16 protein-coding genes are annotated in these 21,286 nt (G+C 70.9%); 7 read left to right on the top strand and 9 right to left on the bottom strand.

Annotation, left to right across the window (positions count from 1 at the left end):
* Positions 1 to 75: 75 nt before the first annotated feature.
* A complete protein-coding gene (locus NGB36_RS12725; RefSeq protein ID WP_255920316.1) occupies positions 76 to 2,898 on the bottom strand; it encodes an FAD-binding and (Fe-S)-binding domain-containing protein in 2,823 nt (940 codons plus the stop codon).
* A gap of 91 nt (positions 2,899 to 2,989) precedes the next feature.
* Between NGB36_RS12725 and serC the strand changes: the two genes are divergently transcribed.
* Positions 2,990 to 4,108 (top strand): phosphoserine transaminase, encoded by a 1,119-nt coding sequence (gene serC, locus NGB36_RS12720; RefSeq protein WP_255920315.1) that lies wholly within the window; start codon positions 2,990 to 2,992, stop codon positions 4,106 to 4,108.
* A gap of 102 nt (positions 4,109 to 4,210) precedes the next feature.
* Entirely contained in the window at positions 4,211 to 5,194 is a 984-nt protein-coding gene (locus tag NGB36_RS12715) for an aldo/keto reductase (protein ID WP_255920314.1), read from the top strand.
* Between the two features lie 182 nt (positions 5,195 to 5,376).
* Here NGB36_RS12715 and thpR read toward each other — a convergent pair whose 3' ends face one another.
* Genes thpR through NGB36_RS12700 form a run of 3 tightly spaced genes read right to left on the bottom strand, consistent with a single transcriptional unit; the run spans position 5,377 to position 7,846 of the window.
* Positions 5,377 to 5,949, bottom strand: coding sequence for an RNA 2',3'-cyclic phosphodiesterase (gene thpR, locus NGB36_RS12710; RefSeq protein ID WP_255920313.1), 573 nt, complete (start codon positions 5,947 to 5,949; stop codon positions 5,377 to 5,379).
* 30 nt (positions 5,950 to 5,979) lie between these two features.
* On the bottom strand, positions 5,980 to 7,359 hold the full coding sequence (locus NGB36_RS12705) for an MFS transporter (RefSeq protein WP_255920312.1): 1,380 nt from the start codon (positions 7,357 to 7,359) through the stop codon (positions 5,980 to 5,982).
* A gap of 46 nt (positions 7,360 to 7,405) precedes the next feature.
* Positions 7,406 to 7,846: a MarR family winged helix-turn-helix transcriptional regulator gene (locus NGB36_RS12700; RefSeq protein ID WP_255920311.1), complete on the bottom strand. Its 441-nt coding sequence runs from the start codon at positions 7,844 to 7,846 to the stop codon at positions 7,406 to 7,408.
* A 135-nt stretch (positions 7,847 to 7,981) separates the two neighbouring features.
* On the opposite strand from NGB36_RS12700, the gene NGB36_RS12695 reads away from it, so the two are divergent.
* Positions 7,982 to 8,185: a BrnA antitoxin family protein gene (locus NGB36_RS12695; protein ID WP_255920310.1), complete on the top strand. Its 204-nt coding sequence runs from the start codon at positions 7,982 to 7,984 to the stop codon at positions 8,183 to 8,185.
* A gap of 72 nt (positions 8,186 to 8,257) precedes the next feature.
* On the opposite strand, the gene NGB36_RS12690 is transcribed toward NGB36_RS12695, so the two are convergent.
* Entirely contained in the window at positions 8,258 to 9,718 is a 1,461-nt protein-coding gene (locus NGB36_RS12690) for an NCS2 family permease (protein ID WP_255920309.1), read from the bottom strand.
* Positions 9,719 to 9,968: 250 nt separating this feature from the next.
* Here NGB36_RS12690 and NGB36_RS12685 point away from each other — a divergent pair, with 250 nt between their 5' ends.
* The 3 genes from NGB36_RS12685 (at position 9,969) to NGB36_RS12675 (ending at position 13,338) form a co-directional block, all read left to right on the top strand.
* Positions 9,969 to 10,223, top strand: coding sequence for a DUF2530 domain-containing protein (locus NGB36_RS12685; RefSeq protein WP_255920333.1), 255 nt, complete (start codon positions 9,969 to 9,971; stop codon positions 10,221 to 10,223).
* A gap of 13 nt (positions 10,224 to 10,236) precedes the next feature.
* Positions 10,237 to 12,651 (top strand): HAD-IC family P-type ATPase, encoded by a 2,415-nt coding sequence (locus tag NGB36_RS12680; protein WP_255920308.1) that lies wholly within the window; start codon positions 10,237 to 10,239, stop codon positions 12,649 to 12,651.
* An 84-nt stretch (positions 12,652 to 12,735) separates the two neighbouring features.
* Entirely contained in the window at positions 12,736 to 13,338 is a 603-nt protein-coding gene (locus NGB36_RS12675; RefSeq protein WP_505016738.1) for a YbhB/YbcL family Raf kinase inhibitor-like protein, read from the top strand.
* 24 nt (positions 13,339 to 13,362) lie between these two features.
* On the opposite strand, the gene NGB36_RS12670 is transcribed toward NGB36_RS12675, so the two are convergent.
* A complete protein-coding gene (locus tag NGB36_RS12670; protein ID WP_255920305.1) occupies positions 13,363 to 14,364 on the bottom strand; it encodes a DISARM anti-phage system protein DrmE domain-containing protein in 1,002 nt (333 codons plus the stop codon).
* A gap of 338 nt (positions 14,365 to 14,702) precedes the next feature.
* Between NGB36_RS12670 and NGB36_RS12665 the strand changes: the two genes are divergently transcribed.
* On the top strand, positions 14,703 to 15,509 hold the full coding sequence (locus NGB36_RS12665; protein ID WP_255920304.1) for a G1 family glutamic endopeptidase: 807 nt from the start codon (positions 14,703 to 14,705) through the stop codon (positions 15,507 to 15,509).
* An 84-nt stretch (positions 15,510 to 15,593) separates the two neighbouring features.
* Here NGB36_RS12665 and NGB36_RS12660 read toward each other — a convergent pair whose 3' ends face one another.
* The 3 genes from NGB36_RS12660 to NGB36_RS12650 all read right to left on the bottom strand — a co-directional run bounded on the left by NGB36_RS12660 (position 15,594) and on the right by NGB36_RS12650 (position 21,270).
* Complete coding sequence (locus NGB36_RS12660) at positions 15,594 to 17,027, bottom strand: APC family permease (protein WP_255920303.1); 1,434 nt, start codon at positions 17,025 to 17,027, stop codon at positions 15,594 to 15,596.
* A gap of 90 nt (positions 17,028 to 17,117) precedes the next feature.
* Positions 17,118 to 20,279 (bottom strand): sacsin N-terminal ATP-binding-like domain-containing protein, encoded by a 3,162-nt coding sequence (locus NGB36_RS12655; RefSeq protein WP_255920332.1) that lies wholly within the window; start codon positions 20,277 to 20,279, stop codon positions 17,118 to 17,120.
* A gap of 94 nt (positions 20,280 to 20,373) precedes the next feature.
* Entirely contained in the window at positions 20,374 to 21,270 is an 897-nt protein-coding gene (locus tag NGB36_RS12650; protein ID WP_255920302.1) for a DUF3027 domain-containing protein, read from the bottom strand.
* Positions 21,271 to 21,286 lie beyond the last annotated feature (16 nt).

The following is a 21,286-nucleotide window of genomic DNA, read 5'->3' as shown; positions in this document are numbered from 1 at the left end:
CCCACGTGACCCACCCGATCACGGCAACGGGCGGGCGGCGGGAAAAACACCCCACCCCAGCCGCAACCGCGGGAATCAGGCGAACCGCGCCGGAGGCGACAACACCTCCGCGAGATGAACCGCACGTACACCGCCCAGCTGCGCAAGCTGCACGCGGCAGGAGAAGCCGTCCGCCAGGACAATCACGTCGTCGGGCGCATCACGGACCGCATGACGGACCGCGGGAAGCAACCGCTCCTCCGCGCAAGCAGCGGACACCTCGAAGTGCCCCCGCTCGAAGCCGAAGTTGCCCGCGAGCCCGCAGCACCTGCCCGCCAACTCGCCCGTGAGCCCCGCCCGTTCACGCAACCGCCGTTCGGCCATGTCGCCGAGGACCGCGTGCTGATGGCAGTGGGTCTGCCCGACGACCGGGCGGTCGATCCGCGGCGGAGCCCAGTCCGGCGCGTACTCCTCCAGCGCCTGCGCAAACGTCCGCACCGAGGCGGCAAGCCTCTTCGCCGCGGCCGTGCCGAGCAGTTCGGGCAGATCCGTGCGCAACGCCGCCGTGCAGCTGGGTTCGAGGCCGACGATCGGCAGCCCCGCGTCGAGCACGGGCATGAGCGTGCGGACGGTGCGCCGCATGACCATGCGGGCACGGTCCAGCCGACCGGTGGAGACCCACGTCAGCCCGCAGCACACGCGCCCCGGCGGCAGCGCGACCCGCAGCCCCGCGTCCTCCAGCACGCGGACCGCGGCGCGCCCGGCCTGGGGGTGGAAATAGTTGGTGAAGGTGTCCGGCCACAGCACGACTGTGCGTCCGCCGGCCGCCGGAGCCCGGCGCCGCCACCAGTGGGTGAACGGCTCGGCCGCCAGCTGGGGGATCGCGCGTTCCTGTGCGATCCCGGCCATGCGCTTGGCGAGAGAGGAAAGCCGCGTGCGGGCGAGGGCGTTGAGGGGGCGCGCAAAGGGGTACGCGGCGCGCAGCATGACGGGGAGCCCGCCCATCGTGTAGTGGGATGCCGGGCGGAGGCGGCCGGCGTAATGGTGGTGGAGGAACTCCGCCTTGTACGTGGCCATGTCGACGCCGACCGGGCAGTCGGAGCGGCAGCCCTTGCACGACAGGCACAGGTCGAGCGCGTCGCGGACCTCCGGTGAGCGCCACCCGTCGGTGACCACCTCGCCGGCGAGCATCTCGTGGAGCAGGCGGGCCCGGCCTCGCGTGGAGTGCTTTTCCTCGCCGGTGACGCGATACGAGGGGCACATCACGCTGTCCGAAACGGCTGTTGGATTGCGGCATTTCGCGACCCCGACACAGCGCCGGACCGCAGCCGAGAAGTCCCCGCCGTCGTGCGGGTAGGCGAAGGCGACGGCCGGCGGCCGTGCGGGCAGCACGGAGAAGCGCAGGTTCTCGTCGATGCGGGCGGGACGCGCCAGCATGCCCGGGTTCATGCCGCCGTCCGGGTCCCACAGGTCCTTGAATGCGGTGAACAGGTCCACCATCTGCCGGCCGTACATCCGTGGCAGCAGTTCCGCGCGGGCCTGGCCGTCGCCGTGTTCGCCGGAGAGTGAGCCGCCGTGCGCGACCACCAGGTCCGCGAGCTCCTCCGAGAAACGCCGGAAGCGCGCGATGCCGTCCGTGCTCATCAGGTCGAAGTCGATACGCACGTGGATGCAGCCGTCGCCGAAGTGGCCGTACGGGGCGCCGCGCAGACCGTGGTCGGCCAAGAGACCGCGGAATGCGCGCAGATAGGCGCCGAGCCGGGCGGGCGGCACGGCGCAGTCCTCCCATCCCGGCCATGCCTCGCTCCCGTCGGGCATGCGGGTCGCGGTGCCGGAGGCGTCCTCACGCAGCCGCCACAGGCCGCGTTGGCGTGCGGCGTCGGTGACGACCGCGCTGTCCGTGGTCGCGTCGGCGGCCGCGCGGCGCACCTGGTCGGCGCGCGCCCGCGCCTCGTCCGGGCTGTCGCCGCCGACCTCGACGAAGAGCCACGCGGCGCCGCGCGGCAGCGTCGACGCCGCGTCCCGTGCGACATCGGCGGCCATGCCCTCGACGGTGAGCGGTCCCAGCGGCAGCAGGTGCGGTGCGGCGTCGGCGGCCGCGCCCTCGTCCGGGTAGCCGAGGACGACGAGGACGCGCGCGGCCGGCGCCTCCACCAGCCGTACCGTCGCCGCCGTGAGCACCCCCAACGTGCCCTCGCTCCCGGTGAAGGCGCGCGCCAGGTCGGGGCCCTTCTCGGGGAGCAGCTGGTCGAGGGCGTAACCGGAGATGCGACGCGGCAGTTCGGGGAAGCCGGTCCGCAGCGGCGCGAGGTTGGCGGAGGTGAGTGCGGCGATGCCGCCGGCAAGGTGCGGCGGCAGACCGTGGGTGCGTTCCCCGCGGCCCAGCCGCAGCTGGTCGCCGCGGTAGGTGAGCACGTCGAGGTCGTGCACGTTGTCGGCGGTGGTTCCCCAGGCGACCGAGTGCGAGCCGCATGAGTTGTTGCCGATCATGCCGCCGAGGGTGCAGCGGCTGTGGGTGGACGGGTCGGGGCCGAAGGTGAGCCCGTGCGCCGCGGCCTGACGCCGCAGGTCGTCGAGGATGACACCGGGCTGGACGACGGCGGTGCGCGTCGCCGGGTCGACGGCCTCGATCCGGTTCATGTGCCGGGTGAAGTCGAGCACGACCCCCGTCCCGGTGGCGTTGCCCGCAATCGACGTGCCGCCGCCGCGTGGCACGACGGGCACGCCGTGCTCTTTGCAGACGGTGAGCACGGCGGCGACGTCGTCCGCGTCGCGCGGGGTGACCACGCCGAGCGGCACCCGCCGGTAGTTGGATGCGTCCATCGTCACCAGCGCCCGGCTCGCCGTGTCGAACGCGACCTCGCCCCGCGCTGCTCCGCGCAGCGCGGCCGCAAGATCGTCGATGCGTGGATCGTTCATGGGGCCAGCCTGCCCGACGCGCCCGACCCGATACGTCTCATCCGGTGGACCACGACCCGAAACCGAGCCGTAACGGTTTACGCTTCGACTCGTGGCTGAGATCCAGATTCCCGCTGATATCAAGCCCGCCGACGGTCGTTTCGGCTCGGGCCCGTCCAAGGTGCGTAAGGAGGCGCTCGACGCCCTGGCGGCCACCGGGACCTCCCTGCTCGGCACCTCCCACCGCCAAGCGCCGGTCAAGAACCTCGTCGGCACAGTCCGTGAGGGCATCGCCGAGCTGTTCTCGCTGCCCGACGGCTACGAGGTCGTCCTCGGCAACGGCGGTTCCACCGCCTTCTGGGACATCGCGACCCACGGACTGATCCGCAACAAGTCGCAGCACCTGTCCTTCGGCGAGTTCTCCTCCAAGTTCGCCAAGGCCGCCCAGCGCGCGCCGTGGCTCGCCGACCCGAGCGTGATCTCCACCGAGCCGGGCACCCACCCCGAGCCGGCCGCCGAGGCCGGTGTGGACGTGTACGCCTTCACCCACAACGAGACCTCGACCGGCGTCGCCATGCCGATCAAGCGGGTCGCGGGCGCCGACTCCGACGCGCTCGTCCTGGTCGACGCCACCTCCGGCGCGGGCGGCCTGCCCGTCGACATCGCCGAAACCGACGTCTACTACTTCGCCCCGCAGAAGTCCTTCGCCGCCGACGGCGGACTGTGGCTCGCGGTCTTCTCCCCCGCCGCTCTGGAGCGTGCCGCCGAGATCGCAGACAGCGGCCGCCACATCCCGGCCTTCTTCGACCTGCCGACCGCGATCGACAACTCGCGCAAGAACCAGACGTACAACACCCCGGCGCTGGCCACGCTCTTCCTCCTGGGCCAGCAGCTGGAGTGGATCAACGGTCATGGCGGCCTGGAGTGGGCGGTCAAGCGCACCGCCGATTCCTCCTCGCGGCTGTACGGATGGGCCACCTCCTCCGACCATGCCACCCCGTTCGTCCACGACCCGGCCAAGCGCTCCCAGGTCGTCGGCACCATCGACTTCGCCGACTCCATCGACGCCTCGGCGATCGCCAAGGCGCTGCGTGCCAACGGCATCGTCGACACCGAGCCGTACCGCAAGCTCGGCCGCAACCAGCTGCGTGTGGCGATGTTCCCGGCCGTCGAGCCCGCCGACGTCGAGGCGCTCACCGCCTGCATCGACTACGTCATCGAGCGCCTCTGAGCGCGGGGTTCCCCCCTTCCCCAGTGCCCTTCGGCCACAGAGGGAGGGGGGAGCCCTGCCGCCCTTGCTTCGAGCGCACTCCAAGAGCTTGGCTTGTCACCCATGGAGTACACGCAGCTCGGACGCACCGGTCTGAAGGTATCCCGCCTGGTGCTCGGCACCATGAACTTCGGTCCGATCACCACGGAATCCGACAGCCACACCATCATGGACGCAGGCCTGGCGGCGGGCCTGAACTTCTTCGACACCGCCAACGTGTACGGCTGGGGCGAGAACAAAGGCCGCACTGAGGAGATCATCGGCTCCTGGTTCGCCAAGGGCGGCGGCCGGCGGGAGAAGACCGTCCTGGCCACCAAGGTCTACGGCGACATGGGCGAGTGGCCCAACGAGGGCCGGCTGTCGGCGCTCAACATCCGGCGGGCGGCCGAGGCGAGCCTGAAGCGGCTCGGCACGGACCACATCGACCTGTACCAGTTCCACCACGTCGACCGGAACACCCCGTGGGAAGAGATCTGGCAGGCCATCGACGTCCTCGTCCAGCAGGGCAAGATCCTCTACGCGGGATCGAGCAACTTCGCCGGCTGGAACATCGCCCAGGCGAACGAGGCGGCCGCGCGCCGCTGCTCGCTCGGCCTGGTCAGCGAGCAATGCCTGTACAACCTCGCGGAGCGGCGCGCTGAGATGGAGGTCATCCCGGCGGCCCGAACATACGGTCTCGGGGTCATCCCGTGGTCGCCGCTCCACGGCGGCCTGCTCGGCGGCGCGATCCGCAAGGAGCGCGAGGCCAGCGGCGGGCGCTCGGCGACCGGTCGCTCGGCGGACGCGCTGAAGAACGCGGCGCTGCGCGAGCAGATCCAGGCGTACGAGGACCTGTGCGCCAAGCACGGCCACGAGCCCGGTGAGGTGGGGCTCGCCTGGCTGCTCACCCGTCCGGGCGTCACGGGCCCGATCGTCGGACCCCGCACGCAGGAGCAGCTGGAATCGGCGCTGCGGGCGGTCGAGCTGAAGCTCTCCGATGACTTCCTCGCCGAGCTCGACGGGATCTTCCCGGGGCCGGGCCCGTCGCCGGAGGCGTTCGCCTGGTAGCGGTGGTGTGCCGGCCGCCGGCCGTGATCACGTGATCGGCAGTCAGCGGATCGCGGCCGCCGCGACCACCACTGCGAGCATCAGCACCAGGGCGGCGGTCATCACTCGGGTACGGGTCTTGGGATCCACGCATCGAGGGTAGCTGGCGGGGGTCGCAGGCTTTCGCGCTGCCCCCGCGACCGTCACTTCGACTGCCCGAGCGGCCAGGTGCCGATCGTTTCGTAGCGAGGCTGTGCCCCCTCCGCGCCCGGCTCCGGCAGGTGGCTTCGGATCAGCTCGATCCGGTCCGCGGTCCACGGGCGGCTGGCGAACGGCGCCAGGACGTCGACGTAGGGGCGCAGGTTCGTCCTGTGGTGCGGGCGGGCGCGGGCGAGGGTGAGGTGGGCGCGGAAGGCGCGGTCCTCGACTTCGATCCCGGTACGGCGGGCACCCGCCGCGACAGAGGCGGCGAGCCGCCCGAGTTCGGCGGTGTCGCCGCTGACGCCCGCCCACAGCGTGCGGTCGCCGAAGCGACCGCCTCCGGTGAGGCCCAGCGTCATGACGGTATGCCGGCGGGCAGCCCGTTCCAGGCGTTCGGTGAGCTCGGGGACGTCGGATGCGTCGACCTCGCCGAGGAAGGTGAGCGTCAGGTGCCAGGAATCGGGCTGCGCCCAGCGGAGCCGCGAGGCGTCGGGGACGTCTCTGGCGGCATCCGCTGCGCGGGCCAGCGCCCGGAGCACGTCGTCGGGTGGCGTCACCGCCACGAAGAGTCTCACGTGATCAGTGTGACCGGGCGGGCGGGAAAATCACCCGACGCCGGCGACGACGGACTCGCGCTCCCGCTCCCCGGCGGGCTCCCGCTCCACGAACCTCACCCGCCGGCCACGCAGGTCGACCCTCACCCGGAGGCCTCCGGCCTTCACCAGCACCGCGGCGATCACCAGCGCCGACCCGGCCGAGACCAGCCCGCCGCTGAGGAACCCGATGCGCGGGCCGAACGTGTCCGTGACCCAGCCCACCAGCGGTCCGCCCAGCGGCGTACCGCCGACGAAGACCATCATGAACAAGCTCATCACCCGTCCGCGCATCACCGGATCCGTGCCGAGCTGCACCGAGGAGTTGGCCGTGGTGTTGACGGTGATCCCGAACATGCCGATCACCACAAGCAGCCCGACGAACAGCCACAGCGACGGCGATATCGCGGCGAACATCTCCAGCACGCCGAAGATCATCGCTGACCCGAGCAGCAGCCGCATCCGCGTCGTGGCCCGGCGCGCCGCCAACAGTGCCCCGATCACCGATCCCACCGCCATCGCGGTGTTGAACATGCCGTACGTGCTCGCTCCCGCGTGGTAGATGCTGTGGGCGAAGGCCGAGAGCCAGATCGGGAAGTTGAAGCCGAAGGTGCCGATGAAGCCGACAAGCACGATGGGCCAGATCAGCTCGGGCCGCCCGGCGACGTAGCGCAGGCCCTCGCGCAGCTGTCCCTTGCCACGGGGAGTGCGCTCCACCTCGTACAGCTCGCTCGGTCGCATCAGCATCAGGCCGATGAGCGGCGCCCCGAAGGACAGGCCGTTGAACAGGAACGCCCAGCCGCTGCCGACCGCGGAGATCAGCACGCCTGCGACGGCGGGTCCGACGAGCCGGGCTGTCTGGAAGTTGGCGGAGTTGAGGCTGACGGCGTTGCGCACGTCCTTGGGGCCGACCATCTCCACGACGAAGGACTGGCGCGTCGGGTTGTCGACGACGGTCACCATGCCGAGCAGGAAGGCGATCGCGTACACGTGCCATACCTGCACCTGGCCGGTGAGCGTCAGCGCGGCGAGCGCGAGGCCGAGCACGCCCATCGTGGACTGGGTGAGCATCAGCAGCTTGCGCTTCGGGTAGCGGTCGGCGATGACGCCGCCGTAGAGGCCGAAGAGCAACATCGGCAAGAACTGCATGGCGGTGGTGATGCCGACCGCGGTGGAGGAGCCGGTGAGGCTGAGCACCAGCCAGTCCTGGGCGATGCGGGACATCCAGGTGCCGGTGTTGGAGACGACGGCACCGGTGGCGAAGAGCCGGTAGTTGCGGACCTTCAGCGAGCTGAAGGTCTGGCGCTTGATCGCTGTGGTGGGGGTGGTGGCTGAGGGGGCGGGTATGGGGTTCGATCCGGGTGCGGCGTCTGCTCCGGGGGCCGAACTCAAGGGTGGGTCTCCTTAGGTGAGGGGCGAGGGGTGAGGGGTCGTCGTCCTACAGGTGCGCCAGCTTCTCCAGTACCGGGGCCGCCTCGCGCAGCGTCGCCCATTCGTCGTCGTCGAGCCCTTCGGCGAGCTGGGCCAGCCACAGATTCCGTTTGCGTCGGGCGTCCGCGAGGATCGCCTCGGCCTGCTCGGTGCGGCTGACCACGATCTGACGGCGGTCCTCCGGGTGCGGATCCCGGCGGACCAGGCCCTTGGCTTCGAGCATGGCCACGATGCGGGTCATCGACGGCGGCTGCACGTGTTCCTTGCGCGCGAGTTCGCCGGGTGTGGCGGAGCCGCAGCGCGCAAGAGTACCCAGTACGGACATCTCGGTCGGGCTGAGCGACTCGTCCACGCGCTGGTGGCGCAGCCGCCGCGACAGGCGCATCACGGCCGATCGCAGGGCGCTCACCGCGGCGAGGTCGTCCTCGGACAGTTTGGTCACGTTCATTAGACTATCTCATTAGCCTCTCTAAGGAAACCCCTTTCCGCCCTCAAACGCCGCTGTGTGCGAACTCACCCGTCCGAGTGAGTTCGTTCCGGAAAATGACGCGCGTGCGGGCGGCCTCCGAGGACGGTAGGACGCATGGGATCTGGTGGATCGGGCGCACACCTCTCGAAAGTGCTCAGCCTGCGGATAGACGCAGAGCTGCTGGAACGGATCGGCGATCATGCCGCGAAACGCGGAATGAGCGTCCAGGACTACGTGGTCCGGACGCTCGTCCGCGATGACTTCGACGAGCGGTTCAAGACGGCGGTGGACGAGACGCGCCGCTTCTACGCCAGCTGACGAAACGTACGTCTGCCCGCTGCTCTGTTGCCCGCTGCTCTGTTGCTCGCTGCTCTGTTGCTCGCTGCTTCGTTACTTCGCCAGGCCGAAGGCGGGCATGAGGTAGTAGAAGGCGAACACCGCCGCCACCACGTAGAGCGCGGGCGGCACCTCGCGGCCGCGCCCGGCGGCGATGCGCAGCAGGCAGAAGGTGACGAAGCCGATGCCGATGCCGTTGGTGATCGAGTACGTGAACGGCATCATCAGCATCGTCAGGAACGCCGGCACGGCGATGGTGAAGTCGCTCCAGTCGATGTCGCGGATGCCGTTGGCGAGGATCAGGAAGCCGACCGCGACGAGTGCGGGGGTCGCCGCCTGAGCCGGCACCATCGTGGCCAGTGGCGTCAGGAACAGCGACAACACGAACAGCAGCCCGGTGACAACGCTCGCGAGCCCGGTCCTGGCCCCTTCGCCGACGCCGGCCGTCGACTCCACGAAGCAGGTGTTGGCCGAGGCCGAGGTGGCTCCGCCGAGTGCGGTGGCTATGCCGTCCACGAAGAGCACCCGGTTCATCCCGGGCAGCTCCTCGGATGGGGTGAGCAGGTGTGCCTCGTCGGCGACGCCGAGGATCGTCCCCATCGCGTCGAAGAAGCCGGACAGCAGCACCGTGAAGACGAAGAGCACGCCGGTGACGATGCCGACCTCGTGGAAGCCGCCGAAGATGGACACCTTCCCGAGCAGCCCGAAGTCGGGGGTGGCGACGGGGTTACCCGGCCACCTGGGCACGGTGAGCCCCCATGAGCCTGCGGGCACCTTGGCGATCGCGTCGATGACGAGCGCGACGACCGTCATCGCGACGATGCTGATCAGGATCGCGCCGGGCATCCTGCGGATGATCAGGGCCAGGGTGAGCAGCGCACCGAGGATGAAGACGAGCACGGGCCACCCGTTGAGGTGACCGTTTCCACCGAGCTGAAGCGGGACGGTGGTGTGCGCGGCGTCCGGGATGCGGCTGACGAATCCGGCGTCGACGAGGCCGATGAGGAAGATGAACAGGCCGATCCCGATCGCGATCGCCTTGCGCAGCGCCACCGGGACGGCGTTCATGACGCGCTCGCGCAGGCCGGTGGCGACCAGCAGCATGATCGCGATGCCTGCGAGCACCACCATGCCCATCGCGTCGGGCCAGGTCATCTTGGGTGCGAGCTGCAGCGCTACGACGCTGTTGACGCCGAGCCCCGCGGCGAGCGCGATCGGGACGTTGCCGATGACGCCCATCAGAAGTGTGGTGAGGGCGGCGGTCAGCACGGTCGCGGTGACGAGCTGGCCGTGGTTGAGGTGATGGCCGTACTTGTCCACGCCGCTGCCGAGGATGATCGGATTCAGCACGATGATGTACGCCATCGCAAAGAAGGTGGCGATGCCGCCGCGGACCTCGCGGTAGACGCTGGAGCCACGCTCGGAGATCTTGAAGAACCGGTCCAGGCCGTTGGTGGGACGATGCGGGGCCTTGGGGGGCACGGCGTCGACCGGAGTGGTCGCCGAACGAGGCATTGGGGTCCTTCGGTGGTGCAGGTTGGCGCGATGGCGCCATGGATGGATCTGTTATCTATGGATGTTCGCTATGGATCAATTTGGAGGATCCGACGACAGGTCTAGGCCACAGTCGGACCGCTTCAGTATGAATCGATGAACGTTGAAGAGCCATCTCCGCGCGTAGACCTCGCGGGGACCGTCGTGGACCGCCCATCGCCCGCTGCCGCGATGCGCATGTGCACCGCCCCCGTAGTCTGTGCACATGCGCCTGACGAAGTGGACGCCCCAGCACGAGACGCCCGAGCCGCTCGAAGCCAATGACGTCGCGATCGTTACCAGCGGCACCATTGTCTGGTTCGTCCTCTTCCTCGCCCAGCTCCCCTTCTACGGATGGTTCGCCCGAAACGGCCACGCGTGGTGGATCTGGTCCTGCCTGACCGGGGGTTGCCTCGGCCTCGTCGGCCTGTGGTACGTACGGAGGCGGCGCGACGCGATACGGCGTGCGCGCGATGCGGGTGCGTGACACCGTCTGAACCATGACCAACGGCACCGATGACGCGGAGACGGGAGTCGTCGGGCCTGACCGCCGCAGCAGGGCAGCCCTGCGCGGCCTGACGTCGGCACAGGTGGCGGAGCGCGTCGCCCGCGGCGAGGTCAACGACGTCCCGGTGCGCTCATCCCGTTCGGCCGCGGACATCATCCGCGGCAACGTCTTCACCCGCTTCAACGCGATCCTCGGTGTCCTCTTCCTGATCATTCTCGTCGTCGGGCCGCTCCGGGACGGCCTCTTCGGCTTCGTGATCATCGCCAACACCTTTATCGGCATCATCCAGGAGCTGCGCGCCAAGCAGACCCTCGACAGCCTCGCCCTGATCGGAGAAGCCAGGCCGATGGTGCGCCGGGACGGCATCGCCGCCCCGCTGTCCACCTCGCAGATCGTCCTCGGCGACGTGATCGAGCTCGGCCCCGGCGACAAATGCGCCGTCGACGGCGAGGTCGTCGAGGCCGACGGGCTCGAGATCGACGAGTCGCTCCTCACCGGCGAGGCCGACCCCGTGCTCAAGGAGCCGGGCGACCCCGTGATGTCGGGCAGCTTCGTCGTCGCGGGCGGCGGCGCCTTCACCGCGACGAAGGTCGGCCGCGAGGCCTATGCTGCGGCGCTGGCCGAGGAGGCGAGCCGCTTCACCCTCGTCCACTCCGAACTGCGTTCCGGCATCAGCCAGATCCTCAAGTACGTGACGTGGATGATGATCCCGGTCGCCATCGGCCTGATCATCAGCCAGCTCTACGTCCAGCAGCACGACTGGCGCGAGGCGGTGCGCCGCATGGTCGGCGGGATCGTGCCGATGGTCCCGGAAGGGCTGGTGCTGCTGACGTCGGTGGCCTTCGCGATCGGCGTGATCCGGCTCGGCCGCAAGCAGTGCCTGGTCCAGGAGCTCCCGGCGATCGAGGGGCTCGCGCGGGTCAACGTCGTCTGCCTGGACAAGACGGGCACGCTGACGGAGGGCGGCATGGACGTCACCGAGCTGCGCACCCTGGGCGGGGCCGAGGAGGCGTACGTGCGGCGGGTGCTCGCCGTGCTCGGAAGCGCGGATCCGCGGCCCAACGCCAGCCTGCAGGCCATCGTTGACGCCTACCCGTTGGACGGGGAGTTGAACGGGGAGCGCTGGCGGTGCACGCGCGCGCTGCCGTTCTCCTCGGCGCGCAAGTACAGCGGTGCCACCCTGGAGGAGCCGGGCGACACCGGCAGTACCTGGCTGCTCGGCGCCCCAGACGTCCTGCTGCCGCCGGGCCACCCCGAACTCGCCGAGGTCGATGCGCTCGGGGCTCAGGGGCTGCGGGTGCTACTGCTCGCGCGGACGACGAGGGGGCTGGACGATCCGGTGGTGGGGAGCGACGTCACGCCGACGGCACTGGTCGTCCTGGAGCAGCGGCTGCGCGGCGATGCCGCCGACACCCTGCGCTACTTCGCCCGTCAGGAGGTCGCCGCCAAGGTCATCTCCGGTGACAACGCGGTGTCGGTCGGAGCGGTCGCCGCCAAGCTGGAACTGCCGGGGGCGCAGCACCCGGTGGACGCACGACGGCTTCCGCCCGAACGGGACGCGATGGCCGCGGCGTTGGAGAGCGGCTCGGTCTTCGGCCGGGTCACCCCGCAGCAGAAGCGGGACATGGTGGGCGCGTTGCAGTCGCGCGGGCACAACGTGGCGATGACCGGCGACGGCGTCAACGACGTGCTGGCCCTGAAGGACGCGGACATCGGCGTGTCGATGGGCTCGGGCAGCGAGGCGACGCGTGCGGTCGCGCAGATCGTGTTGCTCGACAACAGCTTCTCGTCACTGCCGTCGGTGGTCGCGGAGGGACGCCGGGTGATCGGCAACATCACCCGCGTCTCCAACCTCTTCCTGACCAAGACCGTCTACTCGGTGCTCGTGGCTCTGCTCGTGGTGATCTGGCGGGTGCCGTACCCGTTCCTGCCCCGCCATCTGACGCTGTTGAGCTCACTGACGATCGGCGTGCCGGCCTTCTTCCTCGCGCTCGCGCCCAACACGGAGCGCGCCAAGCTGCATTTCGTGCGCCGGGTGATGCGCTTCGCGCTGCCGATGGGGATCGTCACGGGCGTCGCCACCTTCGCCTGTTATCTGATGGCACGTCACTGCTATGCGGGCGCGGGCGCGCTGGCGGCCGAGACCAGCGTGGCGACGCTGACGCTCTTCCTGATCTCGATGTGGGTGCTGGCCATCGTCGCGCGACCGTACACCTGGTGGCGGGTGCTGCTGGTCGCGGCGATGGGCCTGGCGTTCGTGGTGGTGCTGGCCACCCCGCGGCTGCAGACCTTCTTCACGTTGAAGCTGGTGGGTGCACAGGCGCCGTGGACGGCGGTGGCCATCGCCGTCGTGGCAGCGGCGGTACTGGAGGCGATCTGGCGCTGGATCGACCGCAGGCCTGCGTGACCGCCGTCGGCTCTACGAGGCGGCGATTCCTCGACCGTGCGGCGATGGCGGAACGCGCGCACACGCATCCGTACAGTGGTCGGCATGCGTGGAATGCGAGAAATGCGGATCTCTGCCGTGACCAAGGCCGTGGCCGTGGCGGCGTTGCTGGCGTGTGCAGCCTGTTCGGGGAGCTCCGGGAGCTCGGGGAGCTCCGGGAGCTCGGGAACGGCGAATCCTGCCCTCGGTGCGCAGAGCTCCCTCGGCGTGAGCCGGGGGCACGGCTTCGATCCGTCCGGGGCGTTCAGTCCCGCCATGACCTGCGACACGCGGGAGGACTCCTCGCCGGAACTGACCTTCTCTCACGTGCCGGCCCGCACCGCCGAGCTCGCGCTCGCCTTGGTCGATCTGGACGTCAACAAGATTCACTGGCTGTTGCTCGGCGTTCCCGCGACGGCGCGCGGCATCGCGGCGCCCCAGCTGCCGCACGGTGCACGCGCGGCCCTCAACGACTTCGGCATGGCGGCCTACTTCGGGCCGTGCCCGCCGCACGGCACCACCCACCACTACCGGCTGACGCTGTACGCCCTCCGTTCCCCGATGCCGGCATCCTTCGACGGACGTACACCTCCGCAGCAGACGCTGAAGGAGATCCAGCGCCGCGCCCTCGCGTCCGCGTCGCTCGTCGCGCCCTACACCCGGCGCTGAGCCCCGCTGCTCACGCCGCTTACATCACGCCCAGTCCCAGCGGATGCCGAAGCGGCACGGTCCCGCGGCGAGGGCGACCGCGTGGACGGCTCCGGAGGCATCCAGGCGCAGCAGCCGTTCCTGGGGGCGGGAGTCGAGTTCGGCGGTACGGAAGGAGTGGCAGGCCACGGGGAGGGCTGCCGGGTCGAAGTGGACTTCGAGGAGGTGTTCGCGCATCGGCACGTGGATGGTGGACTCGATGCGCGTGGAGTACGGGCGCGGGGAGCGGTGTTCGAAGGTGTACTCCACGATGACGGTCTCGCCGCGCTCCAACGGCCGGTCGAAGAGCACCTCGGTGACGACGAGGCCGTCCTCCGGCACCTCGACGAGTCGGCCGGTGCGGCAGGGGGCCTCGGCGCGTACGCGGGGCGGCGGGCCGGGGTTGTCGAGGCGGTAGACGGCGATCCAGCGGTCGGCGCCGTCGCGTTCGGCGCGCAGCAGGCGGCGGCTCCACATGGAGCGTTCGCATCCCTGCGCGTCCATCTCGAGCCGGTTGTGGCAGCTGAGCCGGGTCAGGCTCTCGTCCCACTGGGTGTCGACGAGGCTCAGCGCGTCGACGAGGTCGCGGTTGCGGGACCAGACGTCGGCGAGGCGCGGGTGCTCGGTGGTGGCGGGGAGCCAGCGTCCGCGGGGCCGAGGCGGGCCGAGGAGCGCTGCGAGCGCGCCGGGCGGGAGGCACAGCACGTCTTCGAGGACGGCGAGTGCGGCGAGTGACTGCGGTCGTTCGGGCCGGTAGCGGCCGGACTGCCAGGAGCTGAGGGTGGCGGGCGCCACCGTGGTGCCGCGGCGGCGCAGGCGGTCCTGGATGCGGTCGAGGCTGAGGCCGCTTGCGGCGATGGCGGCGCGCAGAGCCTCGTGGAAGGGGCCGTTGCGCAGCAGCCGGGCCATGTGCGGCGTCACGGGTTCGGCGGCGGCACTGGCGCCGGCGTTCGCGCCGTTCCCTGGCGCCGGGCGATCCGCGGTGGTGACCAGGGGTCTGAGTTCCATGGGGACTTCCTGTCCTTCCGGAATCTGTCGCGCCGCGAGACGGCACTCAGCCTCTTACCCGGGCCGGGCCGAAAACAGTCCATTGACCGGCTGTTTCCTCGACCTTGACGCGCCGTTGTCCATAGGAAATGCCCAGGAAATCCTCAGACGGGGTGCAGCACGGGCGCGCAGGACCGGTCATGTTGCGCCACTGTTGCGTCGCCAATTCCCGCAAGACTGAACGTTTCCGCACGCCTTGTGGCTCCATCCACCGTCGCACAAACTGTCGTTCACCGTCCGGAGATCGCGGGCCCGCTCCGAACGGCGTCCCTCCACACCCTGCCTTGAGGGAGACATCCATGTCCTTCAGACCGTCCGCCCGCATGCTCACCGTCGCTGCTGCCGGTGTCGCGGCCGCAGCATTGGCCACCCCAGCGCTCGCGGCCACCCCGACGTCGGCTCCGCAGCACCCGGCGCAGATCACCCAGGCGATAGCGAGCCACGAGAGCCACGCCCTGCACGGCATACGACAGTCGACCACGAGCTCCGTGGAATCCACCAACTGGTCCGGTTACGCCGCCACCGGCTCCTCGGGCGCCTACAAGTCCGTCTCATCCTCGTGGGTCCAGCCCTCCGTCACCTGCGGTTCGTCGACCACGTACTCCTCGTTCTGGGTGGGGCTCGACGGATACAGCAACTCCGCGCTCGAACAGACCGGCACCGAGGCCGACTGCATCGGCGGCAAGGCGACGTACGGCGCCTGGTGGGAGGTGCTCCCGGCATCGGAGAGCGCGTACTCAGGGGTCACTGTCGCGGGCGGCGACAGCATGACCGCCACCGTCACGGACAACGGCAACGGAACCTTCACCATGACCCTGAAGGACAGCACCCGGGGCTGGACGAAGTCGACCACGCACGCGGGCTCCTCCGGCTACCAGGACAGCTCCGCCGAGGTCATCGCGGAGGCCCCCGAAGTGAACGGCTCGATCGCCAGCCTCGCGAACTTCGGCACCGTCAACTTCAGCGGCGCCACCGCGGGCGGCGCCTCGCTCGGCAGCACCTCGCCGACCGAGATCGTCATGGTCAACAGCAGCGGCAGCACCGTGCGTGCCCAACCGGGTTCGATCTCCGGCGGAAGCTTCTCCGACACCTGGAAGCACTCCTGATCTGACCCGACCCCCAGTGACGAGTGCGCCCCGCCGGTCCACCGGGACGGCGGGGCGCATTCATTCATGCCGGCGGTGATGCCGTCAGTCGAGGTCGGCGACGATCGAGCCCACCCGCTCGCCGAGGGTGCGGTCGCGGGCGTTGAGGATCAGTGCGTAAACCACTGCCACGACGATGACGGCGGCGCTGATCAACGGGAACGAGTTGAACGGAGCGGGCTGACCGGGCTTGACCAGCTGGTAGAGCGGATAGCCGATGGCGACGACGCCACACAACGGCAGCACCAGATGACGCAGCGGCGAGAACAGATCACGGTGGTTGCGCCGGTAGTACACCGGAAGCGCCAGGTTGGCGACGAGCCAGGTGACGACGATCAGGATGGTGCCGAGGGTCGCGGAGTCGCCGAAGAAGGTGACGGGGTCGATGTTCCAGCCCCAGCCGAAGGCAAGAGCCAGCGCGATGACGAGATAGACGACGAAACTCGCCCACGGCGTACGGGTGTTGGGGGTGACCCGGGCAACGGCGGACGGCAGCAGGCCCTCACGCCCCGAGTTGAAGATCAGCCGTGACTGCGAGTTGGCCGCGGAGATCAGCGATCCCACGATCGAGGTGAACCCGGCGAGATACGCCAGCACCGCGCCGCCGCCGAGCACCCCCTGGGCGACGTCGACGAACGGCACCTTGGACGCCCCGAGCTTGGCGGTGTCATAGCCGAAGCCCACCACCGTCACGTAGGAGAAGAGCAGATAGCTGACGGCCATCGCGGCCACCGACAGGTAGATCGCCTTCGGCACGGCGGCTCGCGGATTGTTGGTCTCCTCGGCGAGCGCCGCCGAGTTCTCCCAGCCGACGAAGAGGTAGACGGCGAGCGGGAAGCCGAGGCCGAGCCCCTTGATGCCGCCGGCGAGATGGCCCGGCTCGAACGGGGCCGCGGTCAGATGCCCGCCGTGCTTGATCAGCACCCACACGCTGACCAGCAGCAACAGTCCCATCTCGAAGGCGAAGAGCGCGCCCGCCCACTTGGTGGAGACCGAGACGCCCTTGACCATCAGCACGAAGGCGCCGGCGGTGAGCACCGCGGTGAACCACTGCCAGGCGATGTGCACATGGAAGTAGTGCGCGATGATCACCGAGGTCCAGCCGCCGGAGATCGCCACCACCGAGGAGACGGCGATGATGTAGCCGAGGGAGACCACGATGGTCGTCGTGATCGCAGCGACCGGCCCGAACGTCTTGCCGATGAAGGTGATGAACGAGCCCGTCGAGGGGATCGAGCGGGAGAACTCGGCGAGGGTGTTCCCCAGCAGGGCGACGACCACGGTGGCCGCGAGGATCGTCAGCGGCGCCGCGACCCCTGCGGTCTGCGCGATGAGGGCGAAGCCGAAGAAGAAACTCATGGCCGGGCCGATGTTGGCCATCGTCGACGCGGTGATGTCGGCGAGCCCGAGCGCACCGCGGTGCAGGCGCTCGGGGCCGGCGGCCGGTGCGTTACCGTCTGTGCGCGGCGTCGTGTCCACGGCAGCTCCCTTGGTCAGGACGTACGGGCCTGAGGCCAAGGTGGTTCCCCGTAAAGACCGAGGTCACCCCTCGAACCCAAGGGCTCTCCGTCAGTCGAACCAGCGGGCCGTCGCCAGCTCCTGCGTGCGCGACGGGTCCTCCAGCAGCGCCGCCACCTCGAACCGCCGCTGCCACTCCCCCGCCGCCCAGGCGAGCCCGGCCGCGACGCCTTCGAGCGTGGACGCGTGCAGCAGCCCGTCCACATACCGCCAGTCCAGCTCGATGCCGCCCTCGGCACCCTCCACCAGCAGCTCCTCGTGTTCGAGATACGAGGCGGGCGCGCCGGGCAGCAGCTCGCGCACAGCGTCCGGGACGGTGTGCGGTTCACCGTGCGTGGTGACGGGGGCCGGGAACGCCTCGCTCAGGCGGCGCACCTGGAACAGCTCGGCGAGGTCGGCGGCCCACCGCGGGCCCGCCGGGAGCAGCGGGCGCCCGGTGGCGAGCGGCAGCAGGTCGGGAGCGTCGGTAACCAAGGCGTCGGCGGCGTCGATCACCGTCACCCGGCCGTCGACGACGGCGCGCAGCTCGTCGGGGAGGGTGACGGAATCCGGGTCGAGCTCGGACAACGCGGCGTAGAGCGCACGCAGTTGGGAAGCGGTGACGGGACGGCCCGCGTCGGCGAGACGCGAGAGCAGCTCGGCGGGGCCGCCGGGCTCGCCGAGCAGGGTGGGCACGGAGGTGCGCACGCCGAGCGCGCGCAGTACCTGCTCGTCCACCTGCGCCGTCTCGGCCTCGTCGTAGAGCCCGGCGAGCAACGGATCGCCGCCGGAGGCACGCAGCCCGACCGGGCGACGGCCGTCGAGCACCGGGTGGTCCCGCAGCCACCATGCCGCATACGGGCGCACCGACTGCGTCGTCCCGTCGGGCAGCAGCACCCGCACCGGGGCGGTGATCGCGTCGCGCAGCGGCGGGCGGGCGAGCAGGGCGAGCGCCTGCGGCCAGGCGTCGTCGTCGACGAGGTCGAGGTCGCGCACGGCGATGATCTCGGTGGCGACGGGCGGCACATCGGTGTGCGGCAGCTGGTCGAGCACGTCCTCGCACCACACGTCGACGGCGTCGAGGAGCCCGACGTCGTCGGGTTCGGCCCAGTCGCCCTGGCGCGGTTCGAGGTCGTCGGGGTCGAGGACGACGTCGCCGGCGCGCACCAGGGCGAAGGTGGCGAGCACGCCGACGGCGGTGAGCGGCTGTTCACCCCAGCGCTCGGCCAACTCCGGGTCCAACAAGGCCATTTCATCCGCTCGGATGATCTCCTCGAACGGGCTGCCCGGGTAGACGAGTTCACTCGCAGGGGTGAGTTCACCCTCGTCGTCGGGGAGCGCGAGCGCGCCGAGCCACGGCTCGTCGCCGGGCGAGAGGTTGGCGTCGCGCACCAGCGCGAGGACGATGTCGGCGAGCTCCTCGGCGTCCGGTGCGCCGCCCACGTCGCCATCGGCGTACCATGCCTCGCCCTCGTCGAGCGATGCCGCGACGGCCGCCCTGACCTGCGGGGAGGTGAGCACCGCGCGCGGGGTGGCGGGGAGCGCGCCGAGCTTCTCCAGCAGCGGATGCGCAGCCTCGGGGTGGGCGACCTTCAGACCGAGCCGGCCCAGCCCCTCGGGGAGCGGGCCCTCGGCCATCGGCAGCAGGATCTGGCGCGGCCCGACGACGGTCCTGCCGTCGGTGAGCGGTACGGGCAGGCCGCTTAGGCGGTCCGGGTCAGTGCCGGAGAGCGCGTCGTAGAGCCGGTGCCACCAGTGCGGGGGCCGCTCGGTGCCGGCGAGACGGTCGATGGCGTCGCCGAGCGGGATCCGCGCGACGCCGAGCGAACGCAGCTCCGCCCGCCGCTCCAGGCCGGCCGGGAGCAGGCTGGGGAAGACCTCGGAGAGCACGGTGACGGTGGCGGCCGAGGCACCCTCGATGAGCTCGGCACGGTCGGGGCGGAGCGCCTCGGCCTCGCCGTCGGGCTCCGGGGGCGTGAGGGCCTGCCGCCGCTCCTCGTCGGCGGCGCGCGGCAGGAAGGCGGTGCCGGGCAGGCGGTCGAGCAGCTGCCTGCGCAGTTCGGCGTCGAGTTCGCCCCGGCCGAGCGGGCCCGGCACCAGGTCGATGGTGCCGGTGGTGATCGGCTGCCATTCCGCGAGCAGCGTCGCATACGTCTCCGCGGCGCGCTCGGTGATGAAGTCGGCGAGCGGGCCGGGCGCGACATGGCGGCGGGTCGGGTCGAGCGGGAGCGAGGCGATGAGCAGCGCCGGCACGCCGAGCGGCTCGTCGGTGGGGGTGGGCGCGTGCACGACGGGCCCGGTGCGGGGGCGGTCGGGTGCGCCGTCCATGCCGACCGGCACCGCCCAGGTGACCTGCCAGTACGGCCGCAGCCGCTCCTCGACCGGGCGGCCGTCGAGCAGTGCCGGGGCGAGCGGGCCGCCCGCGCCGGCCACCCGCCAGCGGGTGACGCCGGAGGCGGTGTCCTCGACGACGACGTCCTGCCTGATCTGACGTCGCGTCAGCGTACGGGTGGTCTCGGGGGTTTCGACGACGACCTCGGTGAGGCCGGGCAGGGTGAGCAGCAGAGCGTCGTCGATCCCGGCGAGGAGCCGGCTCGCCAGGTCCTCCGCGGCGCCGTCCCGCAGCGGCAGCACGACCACGGTGTCGTAGCCGTCGGGTGCGACCCCCTCGGCCGGCAACGGCAGCCGCAGCAACGGGACATGGCCGTCACGCCGCCGCAGCTCGTCGGCGAGCACCGGGCTCGACTCGGCTGCCCGCTCGGTCAGCTCCCGCGCCTCGGCGAGCGACCACCGCACGCCGCCGGAGCGGCCGACGACGGCGGGCTCGTCGCTCACCGCGAGCACGGCGGAGAATCCGACGCCGAACCGGCCGACCGCCGCCGGCGCCTCGTCGCGCTTGGCGGAGGCGCGCAGTGTGGAGAGCGATTCGACGCCCGCGGCGTCGAGGGGTGCGCCGGTGTTGGCGGCGGCGAGCACCGTCGGCTCGCCCGGCGCATCCGCGGGGTGCAGGGTCAGCCGGAGGCGCCCGGGCACACCGGCGCGCAGGGCGGCGTCGGCGGCGTTCTGCGCGAGCTCCACCACCAGGCGGTCGCGGTAGCCGCCGAGCGCGAGGTCCTCCTCGGCATTGGCGTCCTCCCGGAAGCGGGCCGGGGACGCGATCCACGCATCGAGCACGCTGCGACGCAGCCGTGCGGTCCCGAACGGGTCGGCTCCGCCCGTCTCGCCCCGCACCATCGCCGTACCGCCCACGTGATCGTCTCCCTCTCGCCTCGGCAGGGAACGTTCCCTGCGGCGGCGACGTTATCGCGTCGCCGACGGCCGCGGAGGATCAGGAGTGGCCGAGCTCCTCCTCGGATCCCGCTTCCTCGACGGAACCGCCTCCGCGTTCAGGGTGCAGGTGCATCGGCTCGATGTGCATCTCGTCGAGGACCGGGGGCGCGGGGCGCGGGGGACGCGGCATCACGGCGGCCTCCGAATGCCCGCCGCATCCGTAGCCGAGCGAGACGACATGACCGTCGGCCGGGCTGAACTCGTTGGCGCAGATGCCGAACGCCTGCCGCAGCGAACCGGCGATGGGCACCAGGAAGCCGCAGGTGACGCAGTGCGCCGGAGCGGCCTGCGCCATGGGGGACTTGGGACCGTACGACTCGTCCCAGCGGTCGGCGGCGGAGTACAGCCCGTAGCGGGACAGGACGCGGGCGCGGCGCAAGCCGAGCTCCTCGGCGAGCGCGGCCATGTCGCCCGCGCCGGGGGTGCGCGGCGTCGCCGGGGTCGTGACGTCCAGGTCCTCGGCGGCGGCGAGTTCGGCGATCGGTTCGGACAGCACCGAGTTCGGCGGCGGCGAGTCGTCGCCCAGCCAGCCCGGTTCGAGGCGCAGGTCGTCGGCCTCGGTGGGCAGCAGGTCGCCGGGGCCCAGGTCTCCGGGGCGCAGCCGCTCGCTCCACGGAACCCATTCGGGTGCGAGCAGCGCATCGGCGTCGGGCAGCAGCACGGACTCGTCGACGGTGACCTGCTTGGCGCGGGATGCGCGGGCCACGGTGACGGCCCACCGCCAGCCGCGGTAGGCGGGATCGGTGCAGGCGAAGGAGTGCGTGACGACGCGGTCCCCCTCGGCCACCGCCCCGAGGTACTCGCCGACGCCCTGTTGTCCCGCGGTCTCCTCGGCCGCGGCGAGGGCGAGGGCGACCGCCTCGGCGCACAGGCGGTCGGGGGTCCGGCTTCGCATCGCTGCACTCACAAGA

This window comes from Streptomyces humicola (assembly GCF_024436035.1).
GTDB lineage: Bacteria > Actinomycetota > Actinomycetes > Streptomycetales > Streptomycetaceae > Streptantibioticus_B > Streptantibioticus_B humicola.
Note: the sequence above shows the minus strand (reverse complement) of the source record. Positions and strands in the feature narration are given on the sequence as shown.

Coding starts and splice junctions, on each gene's coding strand:
- NGB36_RS12725 (WP_255920316.1), bottom strand. CDS start 2,898: ATGAACGATCCACGCATCGACGATCTTGCGGCCGCGCTGCGCGGAGCA.
- NGB36_RS12715 (WP_255920314.1), top strand. CDS start 4,211: ATGGAGTACACGCAGCTCGGACGCACCGGTCTGAAGGTATCCCGCCTG.
- NGB36_RS12700 (WP_255920311.1), bottom strand. CDS start 7,846: ATGAACGTGACCAAACTGTCCGAGGACGACCTCGCCGCGGTGAGCGCC.
- NGB36_RS12695 (WP_255920310.1), top strand. CDS start 7,982: ATGGGATCTGGTGGATCGGGCGCACACCTCTCGAAAGTGCTCAGCCTG.
- NGB36_RS12690 (WP_255920309.1), bottom strand. CDS start 9,718: ATGCCTCGTTCGGCGACCACTCCGGTCGACGCCGTGCCCCCCAAGGCC.
- NGB36_RS12680 (WP_255920308.1), top strand. CDS start 10,237: ATGACCAACGGCACCGATGACGCGGAGACGGGAGTCGTCGGGCCTGAC.
- NGB36_RS12675 (WP_505016738.1), top strand. CDS start 12,736: ATGCGTGGAATGCGAGAAATGCGGATCTCTGCCGTGACCAAGGCCGTG.
- NGB36_RS12670 (WP_255920305.1), bottom strand. CDS start 14,364: ATGGAACTCAGACCCCTGGTCACCACCGCGGATCGCCCGGCGCCAGGG.
- NGB36_RS12665 (WP_255920304.1), top strand. CDS start 14,703: ATGTCCTTCAGACCGTCCGCCCGCATGCTCACCGTCGCTGCTGCCGGT.
- NGB36_RS12655 (WP_255920332.1), bottom strand. CDS start 20,279: ATGGTGCGGGGCGAGACGGGCGGAGCCGACCCGTTCGGGACCGCACGG.
- NGB36_RS12650 (WP_255920302.1), bottom strand. CDS start 21,270: ATGCGAAGCCGGACCCCCGACCGCCTGTGCGCCGAGGCGGTCGCCCTC.